Source organism: Klebsiella sp. ZJOU C1, assembly GCF_035620215.1.
Classification (GTDB): domain Bacteria; phylum Pseudomonadota; class Gammaproteobacteria; order Enterobacterales; family Enterobacteriaceae; genus Klebsiella; species Klebsiella variicola.
This window is the reverse complement of record NZ_CP141644.1, coordinates 5354034-5368347: the sequence shown is the minus strand read 5'-3', so window position 1 is coordinate 5368347 and position 14314 is coordinate 5354034. Positions and strand designations below refer to the sequence as shown.

The 14314-nt window shown below is 58.5% G+C and carries 14 protein-coding genes; 9 read left to right on the top strand and 5 right to left on the bottom strand.

Annotated elements, in window-relative coordinates; genetic code table 11:
• Positions 1-91: 91 nt before the first annotated feature.
• The 3 genes from SPE70_RS25760 to nepI all read left to right on the top strand — a co-directional run bounded on the left by SPE70_RS25760 (position 92) and on the right by nepI (position 2595).
• The gene (locus tag SPE70_RS25760; protein WP_032691299.1) at positions 92-544 is read left to right on the top strand and encodes a DUF1198 domain-containing protein; all 453 of its coding nucleotides are present in this window, start codon (positions 92-94) and stop codon (positions 542-544) included.
• Between the two features lie 102 nt (positions 545-646).
• Positions 647-1171 carry an SRPBCC family protein gene (locus SPE70_RS25755; RefSeq protein WP_016162009.1) on the top strand — a complete coding sequence of 175 codons (525 nt, stop codon included), beginning with the start codon at positions 647-649 and terminating at the stop codon, positions 1169-1171.
• Between the two features lie 230 nt (positions 1172-1401).
• On the top strand, positions 1402-2595 hold the full coding sequence (gene nepI / locus SPE70_RS25750; protein ID WP_008806768.1) for a purine ribonucleoside efflux pump NepI: 1194 nt from the start codon (positions 1402-1404) through the stop codon (positions 2593-2595).
• A 165-nt stretch (positions 2596-2760) separates the two neighbouring features.
• Here nepI and SPE70_RS25745 read toward each other — a convergent pair whose 3' ends face one another.
• The 4 genes from SPE70_RS25745 to SPE70_RS25730 all read right to left on the bottom strand — a co-directional run bounded on the left by SPE70_RS25745 (position 2761) and on the right by SPE70_RS25730 (position 6333).
• Positions 2761-4140, bottom strand: a complete 1380-nt coding sequence (locus tag SPE70_RS25745; protein ID WP_012540271.1) for a carbohydrate porin — start codon at positions 4138-4140, stop codon at positions 2761-2763.
• 144 nt (positions 4141-4284) lie between these two features.
• A complete protein-coding gene (locus SPE70_RS25740; protein WP_004205145.1) occupies positions 4285-4587 on the bottom strand; it encodes a PTS lactose/cellobiose transporter subunit IIA in 303 nt (100 codons plus the stop codon).
• A gap of 97 nt (positions 4588-4684) precedes the next feature.
• Positions 4685-6007 carry a PTS cellobiose transporter subunit IIC gene (locus tag SPE70_RS25735; RefSeq protein ID WP_002923156.1) on the bottom strand — a complete coding sequence of 441 codons (1323 nt, stop codon included), beginning with the start codon at positions 6005-6007 and terminating at the stop codon, positions 4685-4687.
• An 11-nt stretch (positions 6008-6018) separates the two neighbouring features.
• Complete coding sequence (locus tag SPE70_RS25730) at positions 6019-6333, bottom strand: PTS sugar transporter subunit IIB (protein ID WP_004145041.1); 315 nt, start codon at positions 6331-6333, stop codon at positions 6019-6021.
• A 293-nt stretch (positions 6334-6626) separates the two neighbouring features.
• Here SPE70_RS25730 and SPE70_RS25725 point away from each other — a divergent pair, with 293 nt between their 5' ends.
• From SPE70_RS25725 to SPE70_RS25715, 3 genes are all read left to right on the top strand, one after another.
• Positions 6627-7568 carry a LacI family DNA-binding transcriptional regulator gene (locus tag SPE70_RS25725; RefSeq protein WP_032691298.1) on the top strand — a complete coding sequence of 314 codons (942 nt, stop codon included), beginning with the start codon at positions 6627-6629 and terminating at the stop codon, positions 7566-7568.
• Positions 7569-7779: 211 nt separating this feature from the next.
• Positions 7780-9150 (top strand): MFS transporter, encoded by a 1371-nt coding sequence (locus SPE70_RS25720; protein ID WP_086512132.1) that lies wholly within the window; start codon positions 7780-7782, stop codon positions 9148-9150.
• Between the two features lie 13 nt (positions 9151-9163).
• Positions 9164-10426 (top strand): gallate dioxygenase, encoded by a 1263-nt coding sequence (locus SPE70_RS25715; protein WP_008806772.1) that lies wholly within the window; start codon positions 9164-9166, stop codon positions 10424-10426.
• Here the strand turns inward: SPE70_RS25715 and SPE70_RS25710 are convergent.
• Positions 10423-11649: a LysR family transcriptional regulator gene (locus SPE70_RS25710; protein ID WP_060876271.1), complete on the bottom strand. Its 1227-nt coding sequence runs from the start codon at positions 11647-11649 to the stop codon at positions 10423-10425. The genes SPE70_RS25715 and SPE70_RS25710 overlap by 4 nt on opposite strands.
• 127 nt (positions 11650-11776) lie before the next feature.
• On the opposite strand from SPE70_RS25710, the gene galB reads away from it, so the two are divergent.
• From galB to SPE70_RS25695, 3 genes are read left to right on the top strand one after another with little or no spacing between them, the layout of a single operon-like run.
• A complete protein-coding gene (gene galB, locus SPE70_RS25705; protein WP_008806774.1) occupies positions 11777-12517 on the top strand; it encodes a 4-oxalmesaconate hydratase in 741 nt (246 codons plus the stop codon).
• The gene (locus SPE70_RS25700) at positions 12514-13227 is read left to right on the top strand and encodes a 4-carboxy-4-hydroxy-2-oxoadipate aldolase/oxaloacetate decarboxylase (protein WP_008806775.1); all 714 of its coding nucleotides are present in this window, start codon (positions 12514-12516) and stop codon (positions 13225-13227) included. The genes galB and SPE70_RS25700 overlap by 4 nt, the downstream gene beginning before the upstream one ends.
• The gene (locus SPE70_RS25695; protein ID WP_047667191.1) at positions 13228-14313 is read left to right on the top strand and encodes a 4-oxalomesaconate tautomerase; all 1086 of its coding nucleotides are present in this window, start codon (positions 13228-13230) and stop codon (positions 14311-14313) included.
• The last annotated feature ends 1 nt before the right edge of the window (position 14314 follow it).

The following is a 14314-nucleotide window of genomic DNA, read 5'->3' as shown; positions in this document are numbered from 1 at the left end:
AACGCGATAAGTCACATTATGGTATGCCCGGTAGTCGACAGCAGGCAAATTCCCATTATGATAGTGAGGCTGCGATTGGATGAGAGGATGCATGATCTGGATAGGACTGGCCACCCTGGTAGTGGTATTTGTTGTGGGATTTCGGGTGCTTACCTCTGATTCACGCCGCGCGATTCGTCGCCTGAGCGAACGCCTTGGCATAACGCCTGTTCCGCTGGAATCGATGATCGATCAGTTGGGAAAAACCGCCGGTAATGAGTATTTGCGCTACCTGGAGCGGCCGAATGAAGCGCATCTGCAGAACGCCGCACAGGTACTGCTGATCTGGCAGACCGCTATCGTCGATGCCAGCGAAAAAAACCTGCATTACTGGTATCGCCTGATGCAAAAAGCGCGTTTAGCGGCGCCGATTACCGACGCGCAAATTCGTCTTGCGCAAGGGTTTCTGCGCGAGCTGGATCCGGATGCAAGCGATTTGCATAACCTACAGCAGCGTTATAACGCGCTGTTTCTGCCGGAAGACGGCGTGCACTGGCTGCACTGATATCATAATTGCTTATGTGTATTATCAAGGATGGTGATTCGATTTATATCACTCACCGACGCATGATTAACCTCGTTAAAACAATCGTTCACGAGGTTAATCATGAAACAGCCCCTGCTGCAAAGCGCCATCGTCTGGCCGGAAGAGTATCTGCCAGGCACGACCGACAATTTTGCCTCTAATGAAATTATCGTCAGCGGCCTGACGGCAGCTCAGATATGGGCGCAGCTCGATGACACCACGCTGTGGCCGGGCTATTACAGCAACGTTGCCGATATCCATTTCCATGACGGCAGCGGCCCGACCCTCAGCGCCAACGCCCGTTTCCGCTTCAGCACCTTCGGCTTCCCGATTGAGGCGCAGATTACAGAGTATGTACCTCCCGCTGCCGGGCAGGCGGCGCGCGTAGCCTGGCACGGCTGGGCGGAAGGGGATGCAACGACGCGTCTTGATGTGATCCACGCGTGGCTATTTGAAGATTTGCCCGGCGGGCGCGTACGTATCCTCACCCAGGAGTCGCAAAAAGGCGTTCCGGCGCAGGAGTTGGCGCGTACCTTGCCCAATCCGATGATTAACGGTCACCAGGAGTGGATCTGCGGGCTGGTGAAATCGGCTCGCGGCGAGTAAATCCGAGTGCCGGATGGCGGCTGCGCCTTATCCGGCCTACGGTTTACGCACTCGTCCCTTGTAGGCCGGATAAGCGTAAGCGCCATCCGGCAGAATGGCGAAGGCTATATTCTCAGGCTATCCCTTTGTATCATGCCGTGAAAAGCGAGAAGAGTTGCGAAAACGTTAAATTCGTCACAAACAAAATGTTACACTGCGCGGCTTTCAGCCACTTTCTTCGCAGGTCACTCATGAGTCATTCAAATGAAGCCAAACCCCATGCACGCGAGCTGGCGCGACCAAACTGGTCGGCGGTTTTCGCGGTTGCTTTCTGCGTTGCCTGCCTGATTACCGTCGAATTTCTACCGGTCAGTCTGCTGACGCCGATGGCGCTGGATTTAGGCATCTCCGAAGGGATGGCCGGGCAGTCGGTGACGACGACGGCATTCGTAGCGATGTTCTCCAGCCTGTTTATCACCTCCATCATTGGCAAAACCGATCGCCGCTACGTGGTGATCCTGTTTTCGCTGCTGCTGACCCTTTCCTGCCTGCTGGTATCGTTTGCCGATAGCTTCACCCTGCTGCTGCTGGGACGAGCCTGTCTGGGCCTGGCGCTCGGCGGTTTCTGGGCGATGTCGGCCTCGCTGACCATGCGGCTGGTGCCGATGCGCGTGGTGCCGAAAGCGCTATCGATTATCTTCGGCGCGGTATCAATCGCGCTGGTGATCGCCGCCCCATTGGGCAGTTTCCTTGGCGGGCTTATCGGCTGGCGCAACGTCTTTAACGGCGCGGCGGTGATGGGCGTGCTGTGTACGCTCTGGGTGCTGAAAGCGCTGCCGTCGCTGCCCGGTGAATCGGCTTCTCAGCAGCAAAATATGTTTGGTCTGCTGAAGCGTCCGGGGGTGATGGCCGGGATGTGCGCCATTTTCATGGCCTTTGCCGGGCAGTTCGCCTTCTTTACCTATATTCGCCCGGTTTACATGACCCTCGCCGGTTTTGACGTCGACGGCCTGACGCTGGTGCTGTTGAGCTTTGGTATCGCCAGCTTTATCGGCACCTCGCTCTCCTCGGTGCTTCTCAAGCGTTCGGTAAAAGCGGCGCTGGCGATCTCGCCGCTGGTGCTGACCGCCTGCGCGGTGGCGCTGGTGCTGTGGGGAGAAAGCAAAATCGTCGCCTCGACGGTGGCGATTATCTGGGGCTTCGCGTTTGCGCTGATCCCGGTGGGGTGGTCAACGTGGATCACCCGTTCGCTCTCCGATCAGGCGGAAAAAGCCGGGTCGATTCAGGTGGCGGTGATCCAGCTGGCCAACACCTGCGGCGCCGCGGTCGGCGGCGTGGCGCTCGACCACTTAGGGCTGCTGTCGCCGCTGGTGTTGTCAGGAATATTAATGCTGTTTACCGGGTTGCTGGTGGCGACCAAAGTGAAGGTGAATCCACCCGCTTAAGGCCGCTCGCCTTTTGCCAGCCGGCACTACCGCGGGTACGGCGCCTGACCGCCCGGCGGCGCTGCGCTTGCGCGGGCCTGGGGGTGGTATCCCGCAGGCCTCCTCAGTCGTAGCCCGGCTAAGCGTAGCGCCAGCCGGGAACGCTCCTTCGACAACGCTATCGCATCAGAACCACGCCTCAAACATTCCACCGACGTTCAGTGAATCCAGCTGCTGGTCCTGGGTGCCGTTAACCTTCGCGGTATGCTCGTTGTCCACCTGACCGCCGGTCACATAGAAGCGCAGCATCGGACGGAACTCCGGCCCCATGCCGATGGCGATGTTCTGCGACAGCGTCAGCTTCCAGCCGTGGTTATCCCCGCCCTGGTCGTAATCCACGCGCTGGTAGCCCGCTTCCAGCCAGGTGGAGTGCACGTCGTTCCAGAAGTACATCGGCCGGACGATGGCGCCGTAGTTTTTACGGTTGTCGGTGTTGTCCTTGCCGTTGTCGTAGTCGTGGAAGGCCAGCAGGTATTCGATCTGCGCCTGCTGGGTGAACTTATGGCTGCCCTCGAAGCTGGCGTAGACCGTGGTCAGGTCGTCGGTTTTGTTATAGACGCTGTTATCCGAGTTGTCGGAGTAGCGCAGGATCACCTTGTTCACCCCGCTGTCGTTGGTGTGGCTCAGCACCAGGCCGCCCTGCCAGGCTTCGAGGCGCGCGTCGCTGTCCACCGCCTTTGAGTCAAAGCCGTAGTTGGCGTACACCTCGACGTCGATCGGCCCGGCCTTGATGTTGTGGGTTTTGGTGGTCAGCGCGTAGTGGCCGTTGTCGCCGGTGTCGGAGCTGCCGGTACAGGTGATACGCGACGGGTTGGTCTCGTCTGCCATCACTTCCGGACTACAGGATTTCACCTGCGACACCGTCGCCACGTCAAACTGCACGCCGCCGATATCAAAGTTCTTCACCCCGGCGCCCTGGCCGTCGTGGTTCATCCAGAAGTAGTCGTTGATCCCCTGTTGCGGACGCTGGTGGAAGTCGCGGCCGGCCCAGATATAGGCGTTGGGGTTGGATTCCAGCACGTTGGTGACGCCGACGTAGGCCTTCTTCAGGTTAACTTCGTCGCTCCAGTGGTCGAACATCACGTTGAGATCCCAGATAGCCCCCTGCGCGCTTTTGAAGGCCTTGCTGATCTGGAATTCGCCGCCGTTGCTTTCGTTGCCGAGACGGCCGATCGCCGAGGCGCCGTTATAGGAGCCGTCGACGCCGACATATTTCTGGTCGCCGGTCTGGAAGTGGGCGCCATAGCGGGCATAGCCGCTGAACTTGAGGCCGAACGGAATGGCCATATCCGGCGAGGCGGCGGTGGTCTGCGGGTTGGTGATCACGTCGACCTTTTTGTTGGCCGCGGCGTCGATTTTCGCCTGGCGGTCGGCCAGCGCTTTATCAACGGCTTTGGCGACGATGGCGTCGATCTGTTCCTGAGTAAATTCTTGCGCCATGACAGAAATTGGGCACAGCGCGGCGACAACCGCCATGGCTAAAGGCAGTTTTTTCACAGTATTCATGGTTATCTCGCTTTAATAATTAATATATTTCAGATAATAACCATCCCATTCTGGCTAAAATAAATAACCAAAATAAGCTGATTTGTTTTTTAGGGTACAGCGACGCCGGAGAATAATATTCTCGCTGACGTTATTCCATATTAATTAACGCTGGTACAGATGGATTAATTCTTCTGAGAACTCGCGGGCCAGCAGCGAATTCATCAGATGATCCTGGGCATGTACCATAATCAGCGTCATAGGCTGACGCGCTTCACCGGCATCCTGCTCGATGAGCTGGGTCTGCATCTGATGCGCCCGGCGGGCGTAGCCGTCGGCCTCATTTAAGAGTAAGCGCGCTTCGTCGATATTTCCGGTTCGGGCCGCATGCAACGCTTCAAAACATAATGAGCGTGACTGTCCCGCATTAACGATAATTTCCATTACCGCATCTTCTAATTCAATCATGTGTATTCCTGAGGTATTTATTATTTAATAATGCAGTGAAAGTCCATTTTCTGCATTATTACGCTGTCATCTTATTATCTCTCCGGAAGGAGAGGGATTAGCTAACGGTTTCTGCCACTGGAACGCTATTTTTGGCTTTCTCAACTTCGGTTTTCATTAAGGAACGTTCATAGGCGCGCAAGAACGGCAGGTAAATGACCGCCGACATCACCATGCAGATGAGACACATCACCACCGGACTCAGGGTCCAGTTGGCCGCCCATGACGCGCCAATTGGTGCCGGCGTGGTCCACGGCGTCAGCGACACCACCTGGCTCAGCCAGCCAAGACGCGTCGCGCCGTAAGCCAGCACCGCGTTGACCATCGGCACGCAGACGAAGGGGATAAACATCATCGGGTTCATGATGATTGGCGCCCCGAACAGAATCGGCTCGTTGATATTAAAGAAGCTCGGCACAATGCCCATCTTGCCGATGGTGCGCAGATGCGTGGCCCGGCTACGCAGCAGCAGGAAAGCCAGCGGCAGGGTCGAACCGACGCCGCCAATCAGCAGATAGTGATCCCAGAAGCCCTGCAGATAGACGTGCGGCAGCACCGTACCCGCCGCCAGCGCCGCCTGGTTTGCCGACAGGTTGGCCATCCAGAACGGGTTCATAATGCCGGTAACAATCAGTGAGCCGTGGATCCCGGCGAACCAGAAAATCTGGCACATCAGAACAGAGAGCAAAATCGCCGGCAGCGAGTCGGAGGCGGAAACCAGCGGCTCCAGCAGATGCATGATCGCCTGCGGCAGGATCATCCCGGTCTGCGCTTCGATAAACAGGTTCAGCGGATGCAGAGTCGCAATGACCACCAGCACCGGGATCAGGATTTCAAACGAACGGGCGACGCCGGTGGGGACCTCTTTCGGCAGACGAATCGTAATGTTGTTTTGCTTCAGCCACGCATAAACGCGGGTGGAGTAGATGGCGGTGATCAGCGCGGTGAAAATGCCCTGACCGGACAGATACTGAGTGGAAATTTTGCCATCGGCATAGGGCGCGGCGACCAGCAGGAAGGCCATAAACGCCAGCAGACCGGACATCACCGGATCGAGCTGAAACTGACGACCGAGGCTGGCGCCAATGCCGACCGAGATAAAGAAGGTCATCACGCCCATGCTGAGGTTAAACGGCAGCATCAGCTGTTCGCGGTAGTGCTGGGAGAAATCAAGCCAGCCGCGGGCAAAGCCGTTGGTGGTATCGGGTGAAAACGGCGGAAAGATAAATACCAGCATGAAAGAGCCGATGATCATAAACGGCAAGGCGGCAGTGAAGCCATCGCGGATAGCGATAACGTATTTCTGCTGCCCAAGGCGTCCTGCCAGCGGAGTAATAGATTGCTCGATCACGGCAATCATGGACTGATACAGAGAACTCATTTCAACACCTCTCAGTGCGCCGCTGGGATCAGCGACAGAGCATAATTCAGGACGTTGTCTCCCCGCTGCATACCGTAGTCCATCGTATCGATGGGCTGAACAGGAATGTTCAGGGAAGCCGCTTTGTCAGACAGGGTTTTCAACATGTATTTCACCTGGGGGCCAAGCAACACCACCTGATACTGCGGAAACTGCATGTCAAATTCGGAAACGCCATAGGCATCAATCTGCACCGGCAGGTCACGTTCATTCGCCGCCTCCACCATCTTTCTGACCAGCAGACTGGTGGACATCCCGGCAGAGCAGCACAGCATAATCTTGTACATCGACGACCATCCTCAAAATGTAAAAAGTTATTGCGTGGATGATTTGATATCAGACGGAAACCGGTTTCCATTCATAAAAAGCAGAACTGTGATAGTGGTCAAGATCTCCTGCTTATGGGGCGGATTTATTGGATTTCGCTCACATTATTCTGTCGATTTGGCGATGTTTTGCGCTGAAATGGAAAATCGGTTTCCAAACAAATGGTGAAATGGATATACTGCGCTGGTCACAATTGAAGCGATTCAGGTTTACAGGATTTTGGCGGGACGCGGCGCCCGCGCAGGGGAAAATGATGTCGACAATCAATGATGTTTCACGACTTGCCGGGGTTTCCAAAGCCACGGTGTCGCGAGTGTTGAGCGGCTCACGTGGCGTGAAGGAAGCCAGTCGTCAGGCGGTGCTGCAGGCGGCGGAAGCGCTCAATTACCGGCCAAACATGATAGCCCAGTCGTTGCTCAGCCAGTCCACCGGCTGTATCGGCGTCATCTGCGCCCAGGACAACATCAACCAAACCACCAGCTATCTCTACGCCCTGGAAAAACAGCTCAGCCAGCACCAGAAGCACCTGCTGCTGCGCTTCGCCAACACCAGCAACGGCGTGATGAGCTCGCTGGAGGAGTTGACCTGCGGGTTGTGCGATAACGTGCTGATCATCGGCGCGCGTTTTCCCCTGAATATTAACCGCCCGGACGTGGTGCTGGTGGACTGCCTCGACAGCGAGGGCGACAACAGCATTCAGTTCGATCATGCCTTCGCTGCCGAAACCGCCTGCCACTATCTGATTAGCCAGGGCAGACGGCAGATTGCGCTGATTCATCCGCAGAGCAGCGGCTTTGCCGATCAGGTGCTGCTGGGCTACAAGCACGCGCTGGAAAAAAACTTTTTGCCGTTTAATCGCAACCTGGTGTTTCTGGATAACACCTCGCCGTCGGTGGCGGTGCAGGAGCTGGTCAATAATGCCACGACGCTGAACTTTAACGCGCTGTTGGTGAGCGATGAACAGCAGGCGCAGCGCGTGGTGCCGCAGCTGCAGGCGTTTAACCGCGCCGTTCCGCAAAATGTGATGGTGTTTAGCCTCGCCGGATCGTTACAGCTGCCCGGTATCCCCACCATTCCGGCCATTGAATATTCCATGGACGCGATGGCGTCGCGGATCGTCAACTGGCTGACCGAGAAAACGGACAACCCGGGCGGCAGCCCGCTGCGCGGCGATTTAATTATTCCGAAGCACTGAACACCGCTCTTGCCCTGACCCGCCGCCGTTGGCTGCGGGTTTTTTGCTGGCTGGTTTTTGTCGTATCCCTCACATTATAAATAAAACTCATATCTGACGCCGGGTTTTCGAACCGGACAGCCTGCGTGACCTGCCTTAAGTTGAGTACGAAAGTTCCACTCAAAAAACACTAACCAGAACATTCGTACCGCCTGCTTAAGGAAGTGACCCTATGAATCACATGAACGTTGTCGATGTGAAAGCGTGGATAGATGCCCGTCCGGTCTCGCGTTTTCAATGGAACGTGCTGCTGCTCTGTTTCATCATCATTATGCTGGATGGGTATGACGCCGCGGTGATGGGCTTTGTCGCCCCGGCGCTCATTGAGGACTGGGGCATCAGCCGGGCTGAAATGGGGCCGATTCTTGGGGCGGCCATGTTCGGCGTCGCCATTGGCGCCCTGGTGGCGGGCCCGCTTTCTGACCGCTACGGCCGAAAACGCATTTTACTCTGGTCGGTGGCGCTGTTTGCGCTGTTCAGCCTGGCCGGCGCCGTGGCGCAAAGCCCATCGCAACTGGCGCTGATGCGTTTTCTTACTGGCCTTGGCCTTGGCTCGGTGATGCCCAACTGCGTCACGCTGGTGGCGGAATATATGCCGGAGCGGCGTAAAGGGGTGATGATCACCCTGATGTACAGCGGTTTTAACGTGGGTTCCGGCCTCGGCGGCTTTATCGCCGCCGGTTTGTTATCGCATTACAGCTGGCACTCGGCGCTGATTTTTGGCGGCGTGCTGCCGCTCGTGGTGCTCCCCTTTATGATCGTGATGTTGCCGGAGTCGGCGATGAACATGGTGGCGCGCCGGCTACCGGGCGAGCAGATCGCCAGGGCGCTTAACCGGCTTGGGGGCCAGTTTACGGCGGAAACCGTTTTTCAGTTGAATGCGCCGCCCATCACGCGGAGCAGCAAAGTGGCGCAGCTGTTTCGGCATGGCTATGCCCGCGGCACGATAGCGCTGTGGCTGACCTATTTTATGGGGCTGTTCGTGATATATCTGCTGAACGGCTGGCTGCCAACCATTCTCCGCTCCGGCGGGCTGTCGCTGCAGCAGGCGGCGATGATGACCGGCTTGTTCCAGCTCGGCGGCCCGCTGGGCGGGATCCTTGTCGGTATGCTGATGGATCGCGCTTCGGCGAAAGCCGTGATTGCGGCAACCTATTTCCTCGGCTGCCTGTGCCTGTTGTCCCAGGGGTTGATGGATTTCGGATCGGCGGCGCTGTCGGTGCTGATTTTTATCAGCGGGATGTGCATTAACGGCGCGCAGAACGGTCTGCAGGCCTATTCGCCAGCCTATTATCAAACCGAGATCCGTGCTACCGGCGTCAGCTGGATGCATGGTATCGGCCGTACCGGGGCTATTCTCAGCTCCACGCTGGGCGGGATGCTGATGCTGGCCGTACCGGGACACTCGTCGATCTTTTTGGTGCTTGCGCTGCCGGCCTGCCTGGCGGGGATCTGTATTTTGTTGCACCGTATGAATCACGCTAAGCCTCGACTCACAGAGGCAGAACTGGACGCTTTGTCATCCCCCCTGGAACACCGATAAGTGGAGTTATCTGATGGCTAACATTCTCGGCGGTATCGCCGTCTCTCATACCCCGACTATCGGCTTCGCGGTCGATCATCATAAACAGCAGGACCCGGCGTGGTCGCCGATCTTCCAGAGCTTCGAACCGCTGCAGCGCTGGCTGGAGGAGAAAAAACCGGATGCGCTGGTGTACATCTTTAATGATCATGTGACCGCCTTTTTCTTCGATCACTATTCGACTTTTACGCTGGGAATCGACAGTCAATATGACGTTGCCGATGAAGGCGGCGGACCACGCTGTCTGCCGCCGGTCCAGGGCAATGCGGCGCTCTCAAGGCACATTGGCGCCAGCCTGATGGCCGATGAGTTTGATATGTCGTTCTTTATGGATAAAAAGCTCGACCACGGCCTTTTCTCGCCGCTTTCGGCGCTGCTGCCCTGGGATGAAGCGCAGGGGTGGCCGACGGCGGTGATCCCGTTACAGATCGGCGTGCTGCAATTTCCGGTACCGAGCGCGCGCCGTTGTTACAAACTCGGCCAGGCGCTGCGCCGGGCAATTGAAAGCTTCCCGGAAGATATCAATGTGGCGATTGTCGCGACCGGCGGCCTCTCGCATCAGGTTCATGGCGAGCGTTGCGGATTTAATAATCCCGACTGGGATGCCCAGTTTGTTGACATGCTGGTTAATGACCCGGAAAAGCTCACCGAAATGACCCTTGGCGAATATGCCGAGCTGGGGGGGATGGAGGGGTCCGAAGTAATCATGTGGCTGGTGATGCGCGGCGCGCTATCAGCCAATGTCACCGAAACCTGGCGCGACTATTACCTGCCGTCGATGACCGGTATCGCCACGCTGATCCTTGAGAACAATGCGCGCCTGCCCCCCGTCGATACCCTGACGCGCCATCGCCAGCATATGGCGCAGCAGCTGGCCGGGGTGGAGAAACTGCCGGGAACCTATCCTTTTACCCACGAGCGCAGCCTGAATGGCTTGCGGCTTAACCGTTTCCTGCATCGGCTGATTGAGCCTGCCTGGCGCGAACGTTTTCTGCAGTCGCCTCAGTCGCTTTATGCCGAAGCCGGACTGAGTGAGGAGGAACAGCAGTTGCTCAACGCACGTGACTGGCGGGGATTGATTCAGTATGGCGCCAGTTTCTTCCTGCTGGAGAAAATGGGCGCGGTGGTCGGTGTATCCAACCTGCATATTTACGCCGCGATGCGCGGGCAGACGCTGGAGGCGTTTCAGCAAACGCGCAACCAACAGGTAACCTATTCGGTGGCGGGTAAACGTTAAACGGTCCCGTCCTGAACCTGCTGATAGATAAAACGCAACAGCGCCTGCGTCGCCGGGGAGGGCAGGCTGCCGGCGCGAAACGTCAGCCCGATACGCCGGGTGGTATCGGGCAGGGGGACCGGCAACACGCTGAGCAGCCCATTGTCAGTTTCAAAACGCATCTGGCTGGCGGAGACTGCCGCCAGCATGTCGGAGTCCTGCAGCAATCCTCTCACCATCGCCGCATCCCCGGTCTCCACCGTCGGTTGGGGCAGCGGCAGCCCCAGGGTGATAAACGCCTTATCCAGCAAATGGCGCGCCGGCGCGTTGGCGCGCGGCAGCACCCATTGCGCGGTCGCCAGCTGGCTGCGCGGATCCGGATGGCGCAGCAGCGGGTGGTTATTACGCAGTAAAATCAACATATCCTCTTCAAATAACGCCTCGCTACAGAGGTCCGGAAGATCTTCATCCTGACGCAGGGCGCCGATAATAAAATCGATATTACCTGCCCGCATATCGGCGACCAGCGACTCATACGGGCTTTCATTGGTCATGAGGGTAATGCCCGGGTGCTGGGCCAGAAAGGCGGCGATGGCGGAGGGCAGTAGCCGGGTCCGGCTCAGCGGCAGGGCGCCAATGCGCACGGTGCCCTCCAGCACCCCGCGACGGGCGGCGAGATCGCTCCAGATGTTTTCCAGCTCGTTGAGCGCTCTGCTTACCGGGGGATAGAGTAGCTCCGCGGCGGGCGTGGGGCGCACCCCTTCTGGCGTCCGGCGAAATAGCGCCGAATCCGCCCCTTTCTCCAGGACCTTCAGCGCGGCGCTGACCGCCGGCTGGGTGATCCCCAACTGTTGCGCGACGGTTTGGGTATGGTTGACGTGATAGAGCTGAATAAATATGGCTAACCGGCGGGTATTGAACAGCCAGCCGGCGTCCGCCAGCGGGCCGCTGCTGCGGGTATGGTGTTTCTGCAACAGCGCCGGGATGGCCTGCAGGTCGTCAATCGCCCGCCGGGCGCGCGGCAGGATGCACTTGCCATACTCGGTGGGCACCATGCCGCTGTAATGGCGTTCGAACAGCGTGACGTTCAACGCGGCTTCAAGGTCGCGGATCGCCCGGGTTATCGCTGACTGCGTGCGGAATAAGTCATCGGCCGCACGCGAGACGCTGCCGCGCAGCGCGACCTGACAGAAAAAGCGCAGCTGCATGATATTTATGATTTTATCGTGCTTTTTCTTCAGCATGGTTCGTCAGGCCTGAAACAGTGAGTGAGTCGACAACATAAATAAAAATCATAGCCTTCGCAAGTTAACGAATTACCTCCCTGCGACGGGACATGACAAGCTGAAAAAAACAACAGAGGAAGCCATCATGTCTCATCCGGTTAGCGAAAAAAGTGCCCTTGTCGTCAGCGCCCACTCGGCCGATTTCGTCTGGCGCGCGGGCGGTGCGATAGCGCTGCATGCCCTGCAGGGCTATCAGGTCCATGTGGTCTGTTTATCCTTTGGCGAGCGCGGCGAGTCCGCCAAACTGTGGCGCAAAGGCAACATGACCGAGGAGGCGGTGAAGCAGGTGCGTCGCGAAGAGGCGCAGGCCGCCGCTGAGATCCTGGGCGCCAGCGTCGAATTCTTTGATATCGGCGACTATCCGCTGCGCGCCGATAAAGAGACGTTATTTCGTCTGGCGGATGTGTATCGCCGTATCCAGCCCCACTTTGTCCTGACGCACTCCCTGCACGATCCCTATAACTACGATCATCCGCTGGCCTCCCATCTGGCGCAGGAAGCACGGATTATCGCCCAGGCAGAGGGCTATCGCCCCGGCGAGAAAATTGTCGCTGCTCCCCCGGTTTACTGTTTCGAACCGCACCAGCCGGAGCAGTGCAACTGGAAACCCGATGTGTTACTGGACATCACCGCCGTCTGGGAGAAAAAGTATCAGGCCATTCAGTGCATGCAGGGTCAGGAGCATCTGTGGGAATACTACACCCGCGTGGCGCTGCAGCGCGGAGTGCAGGCCAAACGCAATATCGGCATCACGGCCGCGCGCGATATCGTTCACGGCGAAGCCTTCCAGAGCATCTTCCCCCGCGTAACGGAGAACCTGGCATGAACCTGTTAAATAAAAAAGGCCTTGTGATCCGCCACCTGCCGCGCCATGACGAGGCGGTTTTGCGCCGCTGTGAGGCGGCCGGGGTGGCGACGCTCCATGAAGCCTGGGATCGTCAGGGGCTGATGGGGCCGGCAATCCGTCCGATTCAGCAGGGCGTCAGCCGGGCGGGCAACGCGGTAACCGTGCTGGTGACGCCAGGCGACAACTGGATGTTTCATGTGGCGGTCGAGCAGTGCCGCGCCGGCGATATTCTGGTGGTGGCCCCGACGTCGCCGTGCGGCGATGGCTTCTTCGGCGATCTGCTGGCGACGTCTCTCCAATCGCGCGGCGTGGTCGGTCTGGTGGGCGATATCGGCATTCGTGATTCGCAGACTTTGCGGGAGATGGGATTCGCCGTCTGGTCCCGTCAGGTTTATGCCCAGGGAACGGTGAAAGAGAGCCTCGGTTCGGTTAACGTCCCGGTGATTTGCGCAGGCCAGCTTGTGCAGCCGGGCGATGTCGTGGTGGCCGACGACGATGGCGTCGTGGTGCTGCCTCACGCGCAGGTCCGTGATGTGCTCGATAAAGCGGAAGCCCGCATGAGCAATGAGCTTGCGAAGCGTGAGCGGATGCGCCATGGCGAGCTGGGGCTGGATATTTACGCGATGCGCCCGCGTCTGGCGGAAAAGGGCCTGCGGTATTATGACCGCGCAGACGAGGTGGAGGAATAAATGGCGCAACGCGGAATCCCCTGTCTATGGATGCGCGGCGGCACCTCGAAGGCAGCCTGTTTTCTGGCCGACGATCTGCCTGCCGATCCGGTGCAACGTGATGCGGTGCTGCTGGCGGTGATGGGCTCGCCTGATCCCCGGCAAATTGACGGGATCGGCGGCGCCGATCCGCTGACCAGTAAAGTGGCGATTATCCGCCGCTCCGCACGGTCTGACGCCGATGTGGACTATCTGTTTGCCCAGGTGAACGTGGCGGCGGCCACCGTGGATTACGGCCAAAACTGCGGCAATATTCTTGCCGCCGTTGGCCCTTTCGCCATCGAGCGTGGTCTGGTTCGCCACGATGCGCCGCTCACTCGGGTGCGTATTTATATGGAGAACACGGGGCAACTGGCGGTGGCAGAGATCCCCTGCGATGCCGACGGGGTCGACTACGCCGGCGAGAGTCGTATCGATGGCGTGCCGGGCAGCGCCAGCCCGATCCTGCTCCATTTTCTTGATGTGGCGGGCTCCAGCTGCGGGGCGCTGCTGCCGACCGGCCGGGTTCGTGACCGTTTTGACAGCGTTGAGGTGACCTGCATCGATAACGGTATGCCGGTGATCCTGCTGCGCGCTTGCGACCTCGGTTGCACCGGCTATGAGACGCGCGAACAGCTGGATAATGACGATGCGCTTAAACGTCGCCTGGAGTCGATTCGCCTGCAGGCCGGGCCGCTGATGCAGCTTGGCGACGTCAGCCAGCGCACGGTGCCCAAGATGACCCTGATCGCCGAACCGCGACACGGCGGCGCCATCAGCAGCCGCACCTTTATCCCGCACCGCTGCCACGCGTCAATCGGCGTGTTTGGCGCGGTGAGCGTGGCCAGCGCTTGTCTGCTCCCCGGCTCTGTCGCGCAGGGCCTGGCGCAGGTAGCGCCAGGCGATACGCCGCTGCTCAGCGTTGAGCATCCGACAGGCGAATTTAGCGTAACGCTTCAGCTTGATGCTGACGGCGCCCTGGCTGGCTGCGGCCTGTTACGCACGGCGCGATTGCTGTTTGCTGGCGAGGTTTTTATTCCGGCCCGCGTCTGGCCGCGTGAGGAGTAAT